The organism is Microcoleus sp. AT8-B5, from assembly GCF_036705565.1.
Classification (GTDB): Bacteria; Cyanobacteriota; Cyanobacteriia; order Cyanobacteriales; family Microcoleaceae; genus Microcoleus.
This window is the reverse complement of record NZ_JAUBUY010000016.1, coordinates 122933-141547: the sequence shown is the minus strand read 5'-3', so window position 1 is coordinate 141547 and position 18615 is coordinate 122933. Positions and strand designations below refer to the sequence as shown.

The 18615-nt window shown below is 45.2% G+C and carries 15 protein-coding genes and 1 pseudogene; 8 read left to right on the top strand and 8 right to left on the bottom strand.

All coding sequences use genetic code 11. The features are described from left to right. Both QUB39_RS13690 and QUB39_RS13685 read left to right on the top strand, forming a co-directional pair. Positions 1–413, top strand: a pseudogene (locus QUB39_RS13690) (hypothetical protein); the annotation flags it as partial. Between the two features lie 893 nt (positions 414–1306). Further along, on the top strand, positions 1307–1726 hold the full coding sequence (locus QUB39_RS13685; protein WP_333208127.1) for a hypothetical protein: 420 nt from the start codon (positions 1307–1309) through the stop codon (positions 1724–1726). A 179-nt stretch (positions 1727–1905) separates the two neighbouring features. On the opposite strand, the gene QUB39_RS13680 is transcribed toward QUB39_RS13685, so the two are convergent. Continuing rightward, positions 1906–4671 carry an HAD-IC family P-type ATPase gene (locus tag QUB39_RS13680; protein ID WP_333391874.1) on the bottom strand — a complete coding sequence of 922 codons (2766 nt, stop codon included), beginning with the start codon at positions 4669–4671 and terminating at the stop codon, positions 1906–1908. Between the two features lie 400 nt (positions 4672–5071). Here QUB39_RS13680 and QUB39_RS13675 point away from each other — a divergent pair, with 400 nt between their 5' ends. Next, entirely contained in the window at positions 5072–6094 is a 1023-nt protein-coding gene (locus QUB39_RS13675; RefSeq protein WP_333231209.1) for a cysteine peptidase family C39 domain-containing protein, read from the top strand. Between the two features lie 455 nt (positions 6095–6549). Here QUB39_RS13675 and QUB39_RS13670 read toward each other — a convergent pair whose 3' ends face one another. Continuing rightward, positions 6550–7038, bottom strand: a complete 489-nt coding sequence (locus tag QUB39_RS13670; RefSeq protein ID WP_333055902.1) for a hypothetical protein — start codon at positions 7036–7038, stop codon at positions 6550–6552. Positions 7039–7334: 296 nt separating this feature from the next. Further along, positions 7335–8363 (bottom strand): isochorismatase, encoded by a 1029-nt coding sequence (locus QUB39_RS13665; RefSeq protein WP_333055900.1) that lies wholly within the window; start codon positions 8361–8363, stop codon positions 7335–7337. A 77-nt stretch (positions 8364–8440) separates the two neighbouring features. Here QUB39_RS13665 and QUB39_RS13660 point away from each other — a divergent pair, with 77 nt between their 5' ends. Both QUB39_RS13660 and QUB39_RS13655 read left to right on the top strand, forming a co-directional pair. Further along, the gene (locus QUB39_RS13660; protein ID WP_333055899.1) at positions 8441–9172 is read left to right on the top strand and encodes a TVP38/TMEM64 family protein; all 732 of its coding nucleotides are present in this window, start codon (positions 8441–8443) and stop codon (positions 9170–9172) included. Positions 9173–9188: 16 nt separating this feature from the next. Then, the gene (locus QUB39_RS13655; RefSeq protein WP_333485080.1) at positions 9189–10724 is read left to right on the top strand and encodes a mercuric reductase; all 1536 of its coding nucleotides are present in this window, start codon (positions 9189–9191) and stop codon (positions 10722–10724) included. A gap of 253 nt (positions 10725–10977) precedes the next feature. Here the strand turns inward: QUB39_RS13655 and QUB39_RS13650 are convergent, their stop codons facing one another. From QUB39_RS13650 to QUB39_RS13640, 3 genes are all read right to left on the bottom strand, one after another. Then, positions 10978–11562 (bottom strand): Uma2 family endonuclease, encoded by a 585-nt coding sequence (locus QUB39_RS13650; RefSeq protein ID WP_333485079.1) that lies wholly within the window; start codon positions 11560–11562, stop codon positions 10978–10980. 70 nt (positions 11563–11632) lie between these two features. Beyond that, on the bottom strand, positions 11633–12481 hold the full coding sequence (locus tag QUB39_RS13645) for a phosphatase domain-containing protein (RefSeq protein WP_333274354.1): 849 nt from the start codon (positions 12479–12481) through the stop codon (positions 11633–11635). 301 nt (positions 12482–12782) lie between these two features. Further along, positions 12783–13868, bottom strand: coding sequence for a T4 RnlA family RNA ligase (locus QUB39_RS13640; RefSeq protein ID WP_333055895.1), 1086 nt, complete (start codon positions 13866–13868; stop codon positions 12783–12785). Between the two features lie 192 nt (positions 13869–14060). On the opposite strand from QUB39_RS13640, the gene QUB39_RS13635 reads away from it, so the two are divergent. After that, the gene (locus QUB39_RS13635) at positions 14061–14621 is read left to right on the top strand and encodes a hypothetical protein (RefSeq protein WP_333208134.1); all 561 of its coding nucleotides are present in this window, start codon (positions 14061–14063) and stop codon (positions 14619–14621) included. Between the two features lie 144 nt (positions 14622–14765). After that, positions 14766–15770 (top strand): hypothetical protein, encoded by a 1005-nt coding sequence (locus QUB39_RS13630; protein WP_333055893.1) that lies wholly within the window; start codon positions 14766–14768, stop codon positions 15768–15770. A 99-nt stretch (positions 15771–15869) separates the two neighbouring features. Here the strand turns inward: QUB39_RS13630 and QUB39_RS13625 are convergent, their stop codons facing one another. Both QUB39_RS13625 and QUB39_RS13620 read right to left on the bottom strand, forming a co-directional pair. Continuing rightward, on the bottom strand, positions 15870–16310 hold the full coding sequence (locus QUB39_RS13625; protein WP_333055892.1) for an MAG6450 family protein: 441 nt from the start codon (positions 16308–16310) through the stop codon (positions 15870–15872). Next, positions 16311–16766 (bottom strand): type II toxin-antitoxin system antitoxin SocA domain-containing protein, encoded by a 456-nt coding sequence (locus tag QUB39_RS13620; protein ID WP_333055891.1) that lies wholly within the window; start codon positions 16764–16766, stop codon positions 16311–16313. Between the two features lie 542 nt (positions 16767–17308). On the opposite strand from QUB39_RS13620, the gene hemC reads away from it, so the two are divergent. Continuing rightward, positions 17309–18280, top strand: a complete 972-nt coding sequence (gene hemC / locus QUB39_RS13615) for a hydroxymethylbilane synthase (RefSeq protein ID WP_333485078.1) — start codon at positions 17309–17311, stop codon at positions 18278–18280. Positions 18281–18615 lie beyond the last annotated feature (335 nt).

The window sequence follows — 18615 nt, the reverse complement described above, 5'->3', positions numbered from 1 at the left end:
GCCCGTCCACTCATGACGGGCGGGACGCCCATCCCACAATAACAATTAAAATTGTAAGTTATTTAATTCGCGATCCTAAGTGGGTGTTGAAGGAACAGAATGCAGAAATTCGGCGCGGGTTAATTCAGGGAATTACTTACGATCGCATAATTCAAGAATTCGCGGTGACAGAATTAGATAGTTGGCAGGAATACACTTTATTAAGCATCGAGTTTGACGATGATTTTGATCGGGTGAATAATGCAAATCCTGTTTATTTGTTAAAAATGACTTGTCCGAGTACGGGATTCATTCACGCTTTGCGAGTGCCGCCTGATGTGCGATCCTCTTCGAGGGCTTCGCTAACGGCTAAAGAGGCAATTCGCTGGGTAAATTGGGGAATCGATCCAGAGGAGTTTTCCGTGCAAACCTGAGTGATACCAATTGTTAAAAGTCACAGAACCCCGCGCCACAGTTAGGATCAGCCGTTTCCCTACCCGATCGTCTGTACTTCACTCCACTGAAAACCGCTATATTGACAACAGCCTTAACCCATGAAACACCGATAAACGTTCCCGCAGTGTGCCACTTCCAAGGGTGGAATGTACCAACCACCGATCGCCCACAAACGGTTAATAACATCAAGAAGAAGCCCACCCTCGGATCGAAGGTGGGCTCTGTTCATGCCAGCTTACCGACAGCTAGGCAATCGGGTCTCTTCGCTGGTAGACGTAAAATATCGGAAAAAGATCCGAACGTCTGAAAAAACTTCTCGCCCACCATTAAGCTTCAGTTTACCCAACCGGATCGGGAAAATTGCGCCCGCAGCGCTGTTCCCCTGACATCGGGGAACACTGGGGCTTAAACTTTTCAATAGACTTCTGCAAAAAAGCTCGTCTTGGGCCGGCAGGATGCCCAACCCCTACTCCGCACAAGAATTAAACTTGTTCGAGAAGTCTCCTAATTCTGCTCTTTAACTTTGATTTCCCAACTGATTAGGGATCGTGATGGGAGCATCTCAATGAAAGCAGCCCAGCTAGAAATTGGAGTTAGGAGCCAGGAGGCAGGAGGAAAGAGTCAGAAGGAAGCAGCCAGAAGAAGTGTTTTTACAAATATAGCAATCCTAAATGATTATACTCGTTACCAGGAAGAGCCTGGTAACGCATATCCGGAGGCTCTGCGTCCATAGTCTGGGCCGAGGCAGAGCCTCGCTTACATCGGTTCCCAGGCAGAGCTTGGAAGTTAACCAGTTATTGAAACTGATGCGAGGATTGCTATATGAGATGCTCCCGATAGTCACCACCTTACCCACCATAAAAATTAATTTATGAATTTCACAAAAGGTGCTGTAATAAGACTAACAATTCTCTTGATTTTTCTCGGAATAGGTGGTGCTTATTTATGGCATCTCATGTCAAATACGGCTTCTTTAGAACAAGCTGAAGCACAATCTAAATTATTAGATAAAATCAATGTAAATGGAAATTACATTGAAGCATTGCTCTGGTTTTGCTTTGCTATTGGTTTCGCTCTTAATGCCAATAAGACATCAGGAATAACCAGAATTAATCGCCTGATTACTACCCTAATTTTTTTCTTGTTTGGTGGCTCAGATATTGTCGAAGTACAAACGGGCGCGTGGTGGAATCCTTGCTGGTTATTTGTTTGGAAAGTTTCTTGCGTTTTATTTATGGTGAGCTTATTTTGGGTTTATTTACGCGATCGCGCCCTTTCAAGTAAACCATAAATAACTGCTTCCCAGGAAGAGCTAGGGAACCGATTTCCAGAGGAAGAGGCTCGCTATTTTAGCAGGAAAATCGGAGGCAGAGCCTCCGGATCTGTGTTACCAGGCAGAGCCTGGTAACGAGTAGAACGAGTAGAAACAGAGAAAGCCGAAATTACTAATGGCTGTACCTACAAGTTCGATTAGTTCGGTGGGTCAAAGCGGTTGACGGAGAGAGCAACACCGATCATCGGCAGAGCGACACCGAAGCAAATCAGCCACTGATCCAGATTCATCGGAGCCGTCTCAAATATGCTATTGACAAATGGAGAATTAGCAAAGATGATCTGCAAAATCACCGCCACGACAATTCCCACACCGAGGGCGGGAGCACCGCTAACTTCTTCCTTAGATCCGCTAAATTTAGCCATCAAAGAAGGCAACAACTGGCTGAGGCTCAACAGGTAAAAAATTCTCCCCATTACCAAGGCTTGAATCGCCATCGTGCGGGCGAGTTGGATCGTTCCCCACTCGGCTTGGCGCACCCATTCAAACATTCCGAAAATCAAAGTCCAGTTGTAAAGAGAAATAGCGATAATTCGCTTGATTCGATTTGGAGTCAGCAAAGGTTCGTTTGCCGATCGCGGTTGTTGTTTCATCACTCCCGGTGACTTGGGCTCGAAAGCAAGCGGCACAGTCATCGTAATTGAGTTGAGCATATTCAACCAGAGAATTTGTAGCGACAAAATCGGCAATTCTCGACCGAGGAGGGTGCTGAGCAAAATTGTCATCGATTCTCCGCCGTTGACTGGGAGAATGAAGCTGATTGCTTTGAGCAGATTTTTGTAAACCGATCGCCCTTCTTCGACAGCAGATTCGATCGACGCAAAGTTATCATCGGTAAGAATCATGTCGGCGGCTTCTTTAGAAACCTCCGTACCGCTGCCCATCGCAATCCCGATATCCGCTTGTTTCAGCGCCGGCGCGTCGTTAACGCCGTCTCCCGTCATCGCCACAATTTCGCCTTGATTTTGCAAAGCTTCTACGAGGCGGAGTTTTTGTTCTGGGGCGACGCGGGCAAAAACTGAGCCGGCTTCTACGGCTTCGCCGAGTTCCTGCTTGCTCATGGAGGCGAGCTCGGCGCCGGTGTAGGCTACAAGTTCTCTGTGGTGTTTAGTTTTGCGGAATCCCATGCGGCGGGCGATCGCCTTGGCTGTAGCTATGTGGTCGCCGGTAATCATTTTGACTTGGATGCCGGCGGTTTGACAAGCTTGGACGGCTGCGATCGCTTCTGCCCGCGGCGGGTCAATCATGCCTTGCAGTCCCAAGAAAACCAGCCCTGACTCCAAATCCGAGTGATCGACGGAATTTTGGCTTTGCGGTACTGGCTTTTTCGCTAAAGCCAAGACGCGCAAGCCTTGATGCGCCATTTCATCGACTTGGTGGTGGATTTGTTCGCGATCGACTTCTACCGGATTTCCTTGGGTATCGAGACTGGAACCGCAGCGGCCGAGAATTGATTCTACTGAACCTTTGACGTACAAAATTTTGCCACTGGGAGTTCGGTGCAGCGTCGCCATGTATTGAAACTGAGATTCAAAGGGAATTGAATCCAGCCGCTGCATTGATTTGGACAAAGCTTGCTGACTCAATTCGGCTTTTTTGCCCGCAGCAATTAACGCTCCTTCTGTCGGATCTCCGACGACTATCCAATTATCGTCTTTGAATTCCAACTGAGAGTCGTTGCAAAGGAGTCCAGCTTGCAAACATTCTTGCAAAGTTGGAGCTTGGCTGACAGTAATTGGCAGTTGGTTGAGTTGAATTTCACCTTCGGGGCTGTATCCCGTACCCGTAACTGAGTAGGATGCGCCGCCAGAATAGATTTCTTGCACCGTCATCTGGTTTTCCGTCAAAGTTCCAGTTTTGTCGGAACAGATGACTGTAGCGCCGCCTAGGGTCTCTACAGCGGGCAATTTGCGGACGATCGCGTGGCGATTTGCCATCCGGGAAACGCCTACGGCTAGGGTGACGGTGATGACGGCGGGTAAGCCTTCGGGAATTGCGCCGACAATCAGGGCGACTGCGGGTTCGACTGCTTCTTTAAAGGCTGAAACTCCCTCTGGGACAGGTCTGCCCAATCTGACGGCGAAGGTCAAGGTTGCCATTCCCAACACGAATAACAGCCAGTTTTGACTGAATTGGTTGAATTTGCGGGTTAAGGGGGTGGTGAGGTCGATGTGCCGATCTAATAGTTGGGAGATTTTGCCGGTTTCGGTTTTATTGGCGATCGCAATTACGATGCCGCTACCTTGGCCAAAAGTGACAAAACTGCCGGCATAGGCCATGTTATCCCGTTCTGCTAGTGGCGTTTCTTTTGGCAGAACTATGTCTCCAGATTGTCCTAATTCTTTTTCGACAGCAACTGATTCCCCGGTGAGTCCCGATTCGTCGATTTGCAAGTCGCGGACTTTCACTAAGCGCAAGTCTGCCGGTACTTTGTCGCCGGAAGTCAGGGTTACTAAGTCGCCAACAACGAGTTCTTTGGAGGGAATTTTTAATTTTTTGCCGCCCCGAATAACTGTGGCTTCAGTGGTGACAGCTTGGGCGAGGGCTTCAATTTTTTTCTCGGCTCCAGCTTCTTGGATGAAACTAATAGTAGCGTTTGTGGTTGTTACGCCCCAAATTACGCTAGCGTTTAGCCATTCTCCGATCACTGCTTTGATTAAACCTGCACTCAGCAAGATGATCAGGAGGGGTTGGTTAAATTGCAGGATAAATTTTAACCAGGCTGGTTTCCCTGCTTTAACTGTTAGTTCGTTGGGCCCGAATTTCTGTTGGCGATGGTTGGCTTCTGTCGGTTCTAAACCGCTTTCCAGGTTGGTTTCTAAGATAGTTGCAACCTTGGATATTTCTAGGTAGTGCCAATATTGCTCTGCTACGTCTACATCGTTGGCGGATCTTGATGGCATTATTCTTCCTGAATATTGGGGGTGTGTGAGGAGCTTCGATCGCTCTTTAATAGGCACGCTAAATACAACTCAGCGCTCGTTGGAGCGTGAATATATTGAGCGGCTTAATTGTTTGTTGATTACTTTAACGGGCTGTGACTTACATCTATATTACAACGGATGTGGCCGTTTGTGGCAAGAGATGTGGGGAATTTTTTTCGGTGCTAAATCTGGTTTGGGACTTGGTGGCTAAGGTGGGGAAAAGTCGATCGAATCCCTTGACATTTTGCAAGTTTTAGGTGTGGTTGAAGAAAGGGAGGACACGGAAGTCACGGATAGACGGATTCATTATTGAACACGAGTCAGGAGTTATCGATCGCAGAAATGTTACAACCTAGTTAAGCAACAAAATTTTGAGTTCATGGAAATAGTAGTGACGCTGGTGCTGGGTTCAGTGCTGTTTGTCTGGGGAATGCGGTTCGGGCGGGTGTTAGTTCGATCGGGAGTGACGGCTAACGACTTGTTTAAGGGCAGAAATTCGATCGCCCTGCTGTTTTTGGGTTTTTATATTGCCTTGCTGCTACTGGCTCTAAATATGCCTCAAATGCCTGTTTTGCCGATCGAGTGGCGCTTTCACGGGATGCGAGTTACTTGGACTTTGCTCAGAGTGATGCTGATGGGAGTCTGCGGTATTGGGTTTAGTATAAGTTGGTTGACAGCGCGATCGCAAGTAATCGCAGTAATTTTAATTGGCTTGTTGGGATTGGGAGGATTTACAGGCGCTGAAAACTATTTTCTGGCGCCAATTTACGCTGATTTAATAGATAATTTGCGGCCAAACGGTGTATTTCGGCAAACATCTAACAGCAGTTGCGCGCCGGCGGCGCTAGCAACAGTGTTAAGGCGTTGGGGGATGGATGCGACGGAATCGAGTGTAGCTAGAGAGGCCGGCACGAGTCGCTTGGGAACTTCCATGCCACAGTTAATTATAGCAGCAAGAGCTTTGGGCGTAAATGCGATCGAACTAACGCCAACTTGGGAGCAAATTCAGCAAATTAATCGCCCCGGAGTGCTAGCAGTTTGGCTATTTGACGGCCCTCGGAAGCTACCCCACGCGGTCGCTTTGCTGGGAATGAATGACCGTGTAGCTGTCATTGGAGACCCGGCGCGGGGCAGGATTTTCTATTTAGATAGGGCAACTTTTGCCAAAGTTTGGCGCGATCAATACGTGCCGATTTTCCGGTCTGCTGATATCTTGTTAAGCAATCAGCAAGCTATTGACTATTTGAGTAAATTAGGATATAATGGCGGCAATTTAAAAGCAGATATCGAGCGCTTTCAAAAAGACAAAAAATTGCAAGTCAGCGGCAACTTAGACCGGATGACTGAGTTAATGTTGAGCGGCAGTTTTTTGGAAGAAGTCCCCAGATTGGATGGGAAATAGTTATTAAGGAATGAGAATTAAATAACTTCCACAAGATTGTGGGACGGGCGGGACGCCCATCCCACAATAACAATTAAAATTGTAAGTTATTTAATTAGCGATCCTAAAAATCATCAAGCGCCGAGGCACTCTTGACCAACAGAAAATAGGAATCATGCGGTTTTTTTTCAAACAATCTTTGAGTCATATTATGTTCGGTATATTACCCCTAATACCGTAGGGGTTCCCCTCACGGAAAATATCTGCTAATAATTGACAATCTCAAAAACCCGCCCTTTTAATCGCTCGATCGCACATGATATCATCCGTTCCTAGCGATCGCAAATATTCGATCGCCCCAGCAGATAATCGGCGATCGCACATTGGTAGCGTGGCTGCATGAAATTACCGTAAGCGTAGGCAGTTGCATCTAATTCCTGCTATATTTTTACGGTCGATCGCACCTTGGTCACGCCTCACCGTTTTTGACAGTTGGGAACAGTTGAATCCCTCATTTTAGGCTCAGACAGCTTGACTTCCCATCCAGGTAAATTCCACCAATTAACTCGCTGATTCGGCTGAATCCAAAAGTTTAGTTGTGTAATCTTACCATCCTCAAATCTGAGTGTGGGAAAGGTAGGATAACTGGTATCATCGGTTTCGCGATAAGTGCGTCCCAGGTAATTTAGGCACGTCGTTAATCCCTCATTAATTCCCAATTCTTCCACTCCCGTTCCCTTCAATTTGGCATCATCGTAAGTGAAAGAACCGTTGAATGTATTGCCCGCTAACCCGCCTTTGGTAACAGCGATCGTGAAATCGTAGGTGACGGGAACTGCGTCGGCTTGGGTTGCAGTTACAACTGTGCTCAGAAGAGTCGTGGCGATGGCTACAGAGAGTTTTAAAATTGCTCGCACACTCGCATCCCGAAACAGAACAACACTATAAATTCCGCTTTCAGCCATCGGGAAACTCCTTGATTAAACTTATATAGTCAGTGTGCATTTTGGATATGATATCATAAGCTATCAGTTACAGCATATTCCATGTAGATGTAGAGGGCGAGAAACCGGGTTTCGAGCAACAGAATCAGTAAGGATGGGAGAACTGTAAAGAAACCCGGTTTCTGGGGTATACTTCATCAACCTGGAATACGCTGTAAATGCGATCGCAGCCGAGTGCTAATCGAACAAAAATTACCGCATCTGGTTAATCATGGATACTTTTTTTGCTCTGAAAAACCCCACCTAAAAAAACGTCTTTAATCGCCCAAAATTAACTCAGTAGATTTAACCACATTCATTCCCGCCACCGCAAATTTTTGATAAGCTGCATCGGCTTGTTCCGTGAAATCAACAACACCCGGAACAACCACAGGCGAAGTGCAATCTTCCAGCAAATAAACCTTCTTTGCCAAACTCGGATCTCGCGCCAAAATTTCCGTTAACAAATCATCAATTGTCCAAGCAACGCAGTGACTTTTCGCTTGTCCGGCAATAACTACTGCATCAAAATCGAGTAATTTATCAATAAACTTAGCATTCTTTTCCGCAATCGGATTGCCGTCGAATCCCTCTAAAACTTCCGGCCGCAAAACCGAATAGTTTTCAGTCAGTGGATTCCCGCCTTTGATCTCAAAAAGTGCTTGGCTGTTGCGGGCTATAGTATGAAAAAATACAGCTTCTTCCACCGCAGAAACCAGCGCGTGTCCGATGCCACCTAACATTGAGTGATAGGGCCAAATTGTCAGGGGATATTTCCCATCGGCGCTGAGTTTTTTGACGTAGTGGAAAGCCTGTTTTTTCAGTGCTGAAAAATTAGCCCCGCTGATGCTATCGGCTACGGCGGGATTGACTTTCCAAATGCCTTTTTGGACATCTTCGAGTGTAATAGAAGTTGCGGCTGGTAGGGGGTGTTCGCCAGCTTCGTTTATCCAAAAGATTGGATGAAAAATTTGCATGGCGGTGTGGGTGTCCATTGTCGGCGCAATGGTTGTAATTGCGTTTAAATTGCGATAAATAAATTCGCACAGTCGCAGGTTATCATCAACGGCACCACTACCGGATCGCCCGCCCACAAATAATTCAAATTCGGGCAAGCAAAATGTATTTTGGGCGTCTATTATCAGCAAACAAATCTGATTTTTGTCGCTGGCGGCGGGCGGGATGTTGTGCTGTGTAGCCCAATCTTTCGCTTGGGCGGCGCGTTCTAGGTAGGGTACTCGCCAGACTTCGCCTACTTTTTTGGGGTCGAAATATTCGGGGATTGGAAGTTGGGCTGGTGGTGTCATGACGATCGCTTTTAGGGTTGTTTACAGTAATAATTTAAGTTTGGAGTATAATGCTGATAAATATTTGCGGGTGAATCATGGCAAAAGCACGAATCCAAGATTATGCTAGGGTAAAATTTAAACGCATAGTGTTGTTTTTTTCGATCGCACTTTTGCTCGCTCTCTTAATTGTAGCAACTCGCTCTGCCTACGTTCAAGATGTTTTGAGAACTCTGTTAATGCGGATCGAGGATTTAGGGTGGTGGGGGCCAGTGGCTTTTGTAGCTACTTATAACTTGGCTACTGTGCTGTTTGTACCGGGTTCGGTACTGACGCTGGGAGGGGGAGCGATTTTTGGTCTGTGGTGGGGTTCAGTTTACGTATTTGCGGCGTCCATTTTAGGTGCGGTATTTGCTTTTGCGATCGGGCGCTATTTATGCCGCGATCGCGTGGTAAAATATATGGAATCTCACCCCAAGTTTAAAGCTCTCGATCGCGCAGTTTCCCAACAAGGATTAAAAATAGTTTTTTTGACTCGTCTTTGTCCTTTATTTCCTTTCAATTTATTGAATTACGCTCTAGGAATTACTCAAGTTTCTTTGAAAGATTACGTGCTGGGTTCCTTTGGCATGATACCGGGTACAATTATGTACGTTTACTCCGGTTCTTTGGTGGGAGAGGTTGCTGCGATAGGCACGCAAACTGTGTATGCAAATCCTCAAGATTCCGCAGTAAAATGGTTGATTAATATTATCAGTTTTCTCGCTACTGTCGCTGTTACTGTCTTTATCACTCGCATAGCCAGCAAAGCTTTGGAAAAAAGTATTTAATTAGGAGAATTTGCCCATGTCACAATCAAAAGTCGATCGCGTAACTGTCCCCCCGATGGACGAACACAACCAGAAATTAGTCTCCTATTTGCATCCGCCCGATTGGGTAAATCCGCAGCCGGCTAGTTCTTATAATTTAGTAGTAATTGGTGCGGGACCCGCCGGATTAATTGTGGCTGCCGGTGCGGCAGGTTTGGGCGCGAAAGTTGCTTTGATTGAAAAACATTTGATGGGCGGCGACTGTTTGAATGTCGGTTGCGTGCCGTCAAAAGCTTTAATTCGAGCGTCTCGCACTGTCGGCGATATCTGGGAAGCAAGTAAATTTGGTGTTAATGTTTCTGACAGTGTAGAAGTGGATTTTGCCGCTGTGATGGAACGGCTGCGCCGGATTAGGGCGGGAATCAGCGATGTTGATTCTGTTGAACGCTACCAGTACAAATTAGGAGTTGATGTTTTTTTAGGTTCTGGTCGTTTTACTAGCAATAATACAGTAGAAGTTGGGGGGCAAACTCTCCGCTTTAAAAAAGCAGTAATTGCCACAGGTGCAAGGGCGCGACAACCACAAATTCCAGGTTTACAAGAAGCTGGATATCTGACAAATGAAACTGTCTTTAACCTGACAGAAAGACCTCAGCGTTTGGCCGTAATTGGCGCAGGGCCGATCGGCTGCGAATTGGCTCAAGCCTTTCGGCGGCTGGGTTCGGAAGTCGTATTGCTGCACAAAAATGCTCAAATTTTAGACAAAGAAGATGCGGAGGCTGCTAAAATCGTGCAGCAGGCTTTTGTACGCGAAGAAATTCAACTAATACTAGAATCCCAAATAGAGCGCGTTGAGAAAACCAATGCAGGCAAAGTAATTTATTATAAATGTCAAGGTAAGGAAGCATCGGTAACAGTAGATGAAATGATTGTGAGTACAGGGCGATCGCCCAACGTCGAAGGATTGAATCTGGAGGCGATCGGCGTCGAATACGATACACAAACAGGCGTATTTGTCAACGACAACTTGCAAACTACTAATCCCCGCATTTATGCCGCCGGCGATATTTGCATGAAACATAAATTTACTCACGCTGCTGATTTTGCCGCGAGAATAGTAATTCAAAACACTCTATTTTTCGGGCGCAAAAAGCTCAGCGCTTTGACGATACCTTGGTGTACTTACACAAACCCGGAAATTGCGCGCGTCGGAATTGGGGAACACGAGGCTAAGGAAAAAGGCATTGATCTCGATACATTTTTAATTCCTTTCAGTCAAGTCGATCGGGCAATTATTGACGGCGAAGAGGAAGGATTTGTGAAAATTCACGTCAAGAAAGGCAGCGATAAAATATTAGGTGCAACTATTGTAGCGCGACACGCTGGGGATATGATAAGCGAAATTACTTTAGCAATGGTTAACAATATTGGTTTGGGAAAGATTGCTAGCACAATTCACCCGTATCCAACACAAGCTGATGCAATTCGGAAAGCGGGAGATGCTTACAATCGCACTCGTTTGACTCCGTTTGTGAAAAATTTGTTTAACCGCTGGCTGGCTTGGACGCGATAGTTTGAACTGTATTGAATCAACACCAGGTACAATTGAACCGTAGGGGCGGGTTCACCAACCATCTATGGAAAAAATTAATAATCTCCTAAACCCGCCCCCACCCGATCGCAAATACAAATTTACCATTAATTTATTGAATCAAATGTTGATGTAAAATTGGGCCGTGGCGGGGCGGGTTTATCAGATTGTTTGATTTCTGTTCGAGATTTCGGTGAACCCGCCCCTACAGAGATTGCGGTTTCAATCTTCCCATTTACGTTTCTGTTTCTGTTTCCAATCCAACACCTTCATACAAAAGTGCGATCGGCAAATCAAACCCAATACTTGATAAAGTGATAATCTCCCCAGCAGTGTAAGAATAGTACAGCCACATTCTCCCCTCTCCCCGACAGTAACGCTCAACAAAAATCTTTTGTGAATCAATCAAGATATACTCTTGCAAAGTCGGAATTTTCAGGTAACAAGTGAATTTTTCATCCCGATCTTTAGCACTTGTACTGGGAGAAAGAACTTCCACAATGATTTTAGGATTCTGAATGAAATTGCGTGAATTAATGTCTTCTGGATCGCAACTGACTATCACATCAGGGTAGTAGTAACGGCTTTGAAAACTGACTTGCAATTTCACCTCTGATACGTTCATCCGACAGCCTGTGGAACGTAGATGCGGGCGCAATGCAGTGTAAAAGTTAAGTGCAATATCGTTATGGGGAATTGTACTACCCGTCATGGCAAAAACTTCGCCGTTGACATATTCGTGGCGAATCTCTTGTTGAGCTTCCCATTCGAGATATTCCTCAACGGTCATTTTTTGGGGTGCTTGGGGAATGGCTACCATAACAATTTTTTTGTCACTGTTACTTTGATTATAGCATTAGGCATGGGACAATTTTCAGAAAAACCATAGGTCAAAAATCCCCTTCATCTACTTGGAATACCGTCAATCCCAAGCCTCTCCACATATCAACAACTTGCTGGCGATCGTCCAAAACAAACTTTATGTTATACTTTCCATCAATATGCTGCCGATAGAATTCATCTTTAATAATCGCATCCTTCCTCATATCTCCCGTTTTCCGCATATAAAGAGCAGCATAATTGACATCGTACTGCTGCAACCATTTTTCAGTTTGAGGTTGACAGTCATCTGTGCGGCCCGACACTACAATAATATGGGCGCTGGTTTGCCACTTGCGAACGGTATCTAAGACGGGCTGATTTGGTAAATCGCGATCGCACGTCGAAGCATCAAAAGGATTTCTACCGTTGAGAAGTGCCAGCGTGCCGTCCATATCAACAATAATTGCATCCGGCAAATCCGGGTTATATTCCGGCGGCACAACGGGAACCCGCACGTACTTATTGTACATCTTCATTATCACATCTTTGCCCACCGAATTAAGCCTTTTCAAATCCCGTTTAATACATTCCTCAACCGGAACTTGTAGGAAAGAATCATTAACTTCGACAACAGCTTTACCTTTAACCAACTCCTTGATATGCTCGATGTGAGGCCCAAAATTAGTATCATCAACAATGACGTGCTTGCCACTTTCCAAAGCCATCAAAATAATCGTATCTCTCAACTGCAAAATAAACTTTTCATTCGCCGGCGACCAATGAGAAGCGTGAGCCATTTCTCTGAGCAAATCTTTATTGCTACGCACCCACTTTGCAGGTTCCGACAGCAGCAATTCCCTAGCAAATTGAGATTTTCCAGAAGCAGGTAAGCCGACAAGTATAATAACTCTTTTCATGGCAATTGGCAATTGGTAATTGGTAATTGGGCATTGGGCATTGGGCATTGGGCATTGTTTAAATACTTAAGCTGTTCTCCATTTAAATTGTGTGTCAAAAATCACTCAAATTATTGTGGGATGGGCACGCGAGCCCGTCCAGAATATGCAATTTAAACGCGCAACAGCTTACCTCTTCATTCCATCCGTTACATCCGTTACATAATCCGTTGCCGAACTTCCCTCTTCCTTCAACATCTGCCTCACGCTCGATCATTAATCCGTGTATCCGTGTCAAAATCCGTGTCGTGCCTTCCTTCTTCTACAAACCTAGATGGAGGTAATCTAAACCCAATAACTCTTCTATCTTATGAATAGTAACATCGCGGAGAGCTTCTTTCACTCCCGCAACTCTTCGGGCCCGCAAAGAAAACAAAATCCCGGAATACGGCAAATGTTTCACAGCTAAGGCAAAATCTTTCTGAACTTCGATATGTTCGTGCTGTCGGTAAACCTCCTCGATTTCTTCAACCAAAGATTGATATTTGTCCTTAACTTGTTGATACAACTCACTCCACTCAGGAAAATAAGCTAAAAACTCTTCTCCTTCATTAGTTATAACAATCTCGATCATCCTGCGGGTAGAAAACCCTTCGCGGAGATGGGAAATCGCGACATATTGCGGAGACTTTACTTTAACTCGGTTGAAATCAGCATCGCAGATAATATACCCTTCCGAATTCATCGGATCTAAATGTTGAGCAGCTTCGATAACTTCTTTCCAGCTAGTTAAAGGATAGGATGCTACCAATTCCCAGCCGTATTTATTAGCCCAAATACTCGGATCTGTTTCTAGCAGCGTTTGAGTGTTGCGAACCCCGTGCAGCACGATTTGATTGTTTTGTTGCTGGACAACTATTCTATTGTAAGGCGTCATCAACTCAAAGATAAAACACTGGTCGGTTTCTTGTGGCAATTGATATCCCAATTCTTGCCAAACTTTCCAAAAAAGTTCGGCAAAGCTGAATCCAAAACCGTTAACTTCGCCGGCGGCGTCGGGAGTGCCACTAGATTGCACTCTCCATTCTCCCTTGTAAAAATACAGTACAGTCAAAGAACCGTCTAGTTTTTGGTAAACTTTGGCATTTGTCCAATCAATTGCAGCGGCGTGAATTTCTCCGTAATTAAAAAATTTGTCGTAGGGATAAGAAACTATCTGCCAATCTTGAGATGAATCTAAAATAATGCCTCGGCACTGCTGGACTATTTTTTCGCCCAGGGGAGATTCTATCTGCGAGTATTTCAGACAGACTAAATCGGGATATTGGCGGTGGCGGGTAACTTTGATATGATAAGTTTCGGACAAAGTTTCCAATCCGTGCTGACGTAAATACTCTTGTAGTTCCACCTTCGATTCCTAAAATTGTCGCCTTTTCTATTTTATCTGTAACTGCATATTTTAGGGCATTTGTAAAAAAAAAGTTAAAGTTGCTTTTTTGCGGAATGCCTATTGGGAGTTTGGTATTTTCGAGTATCGTTGTAAATAGGTGAATGTGCTTCACCGAAAAACAGGACTGTTTCGACATCAGGGAAAAACACAGTGAACAATAAATTATTACTTTTGGCGACTTCGGCGTGTGTATTGACTGCTTTAGTACCTGTATCGCGAGTTTTTGGTGCGTGCGAATTGTCGCAGCTACCGCCGGAAACAAAATCTGTTGCTGTAGCGGGTACGGCTGTTCCGGTAAGTCAAATTTTGCAAAAGTTAAAAGGCAAAACACAAGTACCAATTTTCCTCCCCAGTCGGCTTCCTATTTCGCAGAAGCTTTACTATCAAAGTCAAGCGAAAACAGACAGCTATACTATTTCTATGGAGTATACAGCAGATTGCCGAGGTGCGGGAGCTTGCAGTTTTGGGGAAATTAGAGGTCAGAAAGGCGGTGAGTTTTCTACCAAAGTAGAAGGGGTAACTAAGACTTTAAAAAATGTTCAACTGGCTGACCGAGTGAAAGGAGTTTATCATAACGGTTGCGGGGCTTACTGCACAGCAACTATCGAGTGGAAAAGTCGGGGTTTTATGTATACCGTAGCCCTTAAGAACGGACGAGAATCTGATTTAATTTTAATAGCAAATTCTGCTATTCTAGCTCGGAAGCGTTAAGTTTTGTAGTGGGGAGGCACAACTTTTATCTGTAGGGTGCTCGGTGCGTACCTGACCGTTATTGTATGATATATCTTAACTCGCACTCGCCTCTTACAAGATGCTATGGTTTTTTTGCGCTGACCTACTTAGGGGGAAATCAGGATGAGGAGAAGATGGCTATTTGCGGCGATTTTTGCTTGTGTGGTGACTGCTTTTACTATCGCACCTTTGACACCAAACTCAGCGTTAGCAAGGACTGAACTCCCCATTACAGAAATCCGCTGGTTTAATTATTCCCCTGAAGATAGCTGGCAACCGATACAATTTATTGTACCCGATCGCAACACTGCAAAATCTGCCAACGGCGGTAAGTTGCGATTGTACGATGTTCATATTGCCAAGATGTTTGAGATTTCTCATTTTCTGTGCGATCGCGATCGTGCTTCTGAGGGTTACAATTGGTCTTATCAAGCGGAAAATGGCAATATTGAGATGGGACGCTTCAAAATTAGCTGCAATCTCGCCCGTTCCATAGCCACAGCTTACGGCTTAGGGAAACCCGAAATTACAGTGATTCGCCGCAACTTCAACCTCACAAACGGTCGCCCTTCTTTTGCGCTAGAAAAATACTCGATTCCCACTTTTAACATTGCTAAAAATAGAGTTGTGCAGTGGAGGAATTTTGTCCAAAAAATTCCCCCAATCCCCGATAACTCAGGTGCAAAACAGGCTAACAGTCGTTTTCCTGCTAGTAACATCTTTAGACAAATCAAAGGCAAAACGCGAGTGCCTGTTTTTCTTCCGAGTAGACTTCCTTTATCAGACATTCAGCAACTTGATTTTGATGTGCAAGCGGGGGCCGACGGTTACATTGTGGGAATGTATTTAGGCAAAGGATGCCGTGCGGGAGCCTGTTATTTCGGCACAATCGAAGCTAAAAGAAATGAACCGTTTTCGCCTCCTTCGCAATTGCCACAGGATACTTACAGAAGCGTTGAATTGGCGGGCGGATTCAGGGGGATTTATTTCAATAATTGCGGTGCTTACTGCACTGCTTTTGTTGAGTGGCAAAGGCTGGGGGTGCTGTACCGAGTCACAAGGAAAAACGCACGGCAGCAAGAAGTTGTTCAGATAGCGAATTCGGCACTTCAAGCAGGGCAACGTTAAATTTGGGTGGGAAATGGAAAAGGTACGCGCGAGCGAAGCTATCTTCCCGCAGGGGTTCCCGAAGGGTAGGGAATCGACCTTTTTCACTCCTCATAAACTTTATTCTGGACAAACAGAATGGTCGCGGTCAAACCAAATGATGTAGTAAACAGACTGAACGCGAAACCCAAATATCCGTTTTTTCTCATCAATTCGCATTTCGGATAACCTCTCATCTTCAGGAATATTGTCAGGCAAAGTCGGATGAATGTTAATCAACTTATAACCAGTTCCCACTGATTCACCTCGTTTTTTTGATCCGTGACCTTTGATTTGGCCCCAAGTATATTTCTCAATTTTCTTTAGCCCTTCAATTAGGTCAGTGATTTCTGATGATGTCCAGTCAGACAAAAGCCAACGATTTTTATCTGCATAGGTAAATCTGAAGCTAGGATGCTGATCATCTGTACTGCTTGGTCGATTTAACTGAGTTGCTTGCTCTGGAATTCTACTTTGTTGCTTTTTTTGAGATGGCTTGGGTATTTGACTTTTTTTCCCCACTTACGCCTCCACCAAAGGTGCATAGCAGGATTTCATATCCTCGTGGGAGATGATTTGAGTTGAGGTTTCGGCGGGTTCTAATCCCTTGCGGGCGTTGAGCCAAGGTGTCTCCGATTGCGTCAATTCTGCAAGATGTTTAGCACTTAATTCTCCATAAGCATTCCAAACTTCTTCGAGAACCTCGATCTCATCTTCATCAAATTCTGATTCCAAATTATCGGGAGCAGGAATATCGCTATATTTGTAAGCTTTGTACTCATCCCAAACATCGCGGACAATGGGGCCGGAAACCCAAGCTTCAATATCTTGATCAAATAGCGGCTGGCTTCTAAAGACTAAACTCCAAGCTTGTGCATAATAGACGAGCTTTTGCAGTTTCAGAGGAGAAATGGTATCGCCTGCTTCTCGATCGACACGACATAAAAAGTAACGAGCTACTTCAAGAGCACTTTTCATAGTTTTAGGATTTTAGTAATTTGACAAATTCACTTTTGATGGTAAGCTATTTGGTGGCTTTAGAAGTACGATCGCAACTTCGATCGCCCTTTTCCCCTCGCAACTACATTTCTATCCCCAAATCTCGCAACCTTTGAGCTAATTCTTTCTCGCAGCAGCTAAGCTAACTCCTCATGTCAAGCAGGTTCATCCGGCTCGACCCTAGGTAAATCTTACATCGCCCGCAGGCTTTGCTTCAGAATGTCGATCGCCCCCGTGCCAGCGACGCCCAATGCTAGATGGGAAACATCATCAGGAATCACTGCTACGGGCAGTCCTACCATTTTAGATTTTAGATTTTAGATTTTAGATTGGCAATGGCTTATTATGTAAAGGTTTGGAGCTTGCCTACCGTTGCATCCTTTTTTCAAACAGGCGGTCAAAATCTGGTATTTCTCTTTTATCGCCCGAATTATCCCAACCAGCAATTAAAGTCCCCACCTGCGGTACGCTAGATCAGGTGAATATATTGGCTGATTTCAAGCTATCCTCCGATCGATCTTATGTCCCCAACCACATCTGCCCCTTCCCGAACCGTTCGCATCGGTTCCCGCAAAAGCCAACTCGCTCTCGTGCAAACCCACTGGGTGCAAGAACAGCTACAGAAACACTTCCCGCAACATACTTTTGAAGTCCACACCATGTCCACCCAAGGGGACATAATTCTTGATGTCGCCCTCGCTAAAATTGGCGATAAAGGACTTTTCACCAAAGAATTAGAAACGGGGATGATTAACAATGAAACGGACTTTGCCGTTCATTCCCTCAAAGATTTGCCTACCAATTTGCCCGAAGGTTTAATTTTAGGATGCGTCACCGAACGGGAAAATCCCGCTGACGCCCTGGTAGTTCACTCCAAGCACAAAGACAAGCAACTCGACACCCTCCCAGAAGGTTCAGTAATCGGCACTTCTTCCCTGCGGCGGCTAGCTCAACTGCGACACCATTTCCCTCATTTTGAATTTAAAGATATTCGCGGCAATCTCAATACTAGACTCGCTAAATTAGATGAGGGCGGTTACGACGCGATTATTTTAGCAGTTGCCGGCCTCGAAAGATTGGGAATGGGCGATCGCATCCACCAAATTATCCCTGCTGAAATCTCCCTTCACGCCGTCGGACAAGGTGCTTTGGGCATCGAATGCCGCGCCGGAGACACAGAAATCATGGCACTGATTAAAGCTCTTGAACACTCGGAAACCGCCCAAAGATGTTATGCTGAACGCGCATTTCTGCGGGAATTAGAAGGCGGCTGTCAAGTGCCAATTGGCGTCAATACTAAAATAGAAAACGGTCAATTAACCTTAACCGGAATGGTATCGAGTCTCGACGGCCAGCGCTTCGTCAAAGACACTGTTTCCGGCGCCGCCGAGACTGCTGAACTGCTGGGAATTGACCTCGCTCACCGCTTGCGCCAACAGGGAGCTAGTGAAATTTTGGAGGAAATATTTGTCCAAGTTCAACGTGGTTCCTAAAACCGATCCGCATCTCTTTGTCAATGCTTTTAGACGCGATATATCGCCTTTTGTAAAATAAAAATAACAGGCGGTTTGCTTCGGCTTTCACAGGTAGAGTAGCAGTCTGATTGTAGATTTTTGATGGGATTTTAGGTAGGACTTGCGCGATAGATTTCAAAAATATCTGACTAATTGAGGACGCTCCGCACGGGTGTTAAGCAACCCGGTTTCTGATGTAAGTCTCGCTGTGTAGCCCAAGATTTATGGTAAAAACCGGTTTTTTTTCGTAAGTCCTATAATTCTTAACCTCTCCATCCAAAATCTACAATCAAACATCCAAAATTAATCAGCAA

Excerpts from the sequence above, each read along its gene's own strand:
- QUB39_RS13685 (WP_333208127.1), top strand. The coding sequence starts at position 1,307 with ATGAATTTCACAAAAGGTGCTGTAATAAGACTAACAATTCTCTTGATT.
- QUB39_RS13680 (WP_333391874.1), bottom strand. The coding sequence starts at position 4,671 with ATGCCATCAAGATCCGCCAACGATGTAGACGTAGCAGAGCAATATTGG.
- QUB39_RS13675 (WP_333231209.1), top strand. The coding sequence starts at position 5,072 with ATGGAAATAGTAGTGACGCTGGTGCTGGGTTCAGTGCTGTTTGTCTGG.
- QUB39_RS13670 (WP_333055902.1), bottom strand. The coding sequence starts at position 7,038 with ATGGCTGAAAGCGGAATTTATAGTGTTGTTCTGTTTCGGGATGCGAGT.
- QUB39_RS13665 (WP_333055900.1), bottom strand. The coding sequence starts at position 8,363 with ATGACACCACCAGCCCAACTTCCAATCCCCGAATATTTCGACCCCAAA.
- QUB39_RS13660 (WP_333055899.1), top strand. The coding sequence starts at position 8,441 with ATGGCAAAAGCACGAATCCAAGATTATGCTAGGGTAAAATTTAAACGC.
- QUB39_RS13655 (WP_333485080.1), top strand. The coding sequence starts at position 9,189 with ATGTCACAATCAAAAGTCGATCGCGTAACTGTCCCCCCGATGGACGAA.
- QUB39_RS13650 (WP_333485079.1), bottom strand. The coding sequence starts at position 11,562 with ATGGTAGCCATTCCCCAAGCACCCCAAAAAATGACCGTTGAGGAATAT.
- QUB39_RS13645 (WP_333274354.1), bottom strand. The coding sequence starts at position 12,481 with ATGAAAAGAGTTATTATACTTGTCGGCTTACCTGCTTCTGGAAAATCT.
- QUB39_RS13630 (WP_333055893.1), top strand. The coding sequence starts at position 14,766 with ATGAGGAGAAGATGGCTATTTGCGGCGATTTTTGCTTGTGTGGTGACT.
- QUB39_RS13620 (WP_333055891.1), bottom strand. The coding sequence starts at position 16,766 with ATGAAAAGTGCTCTTGAAGTAGCTCGTTACTTTTTATGTCGTGTCGAT.
- hemC (WP_333485078.1), top strand. The coding sequence starts at position 17,309 with ATGTCCCCAACCACATCTGCCCCTTCCCGAACCGTTCGCATCGGTTCC.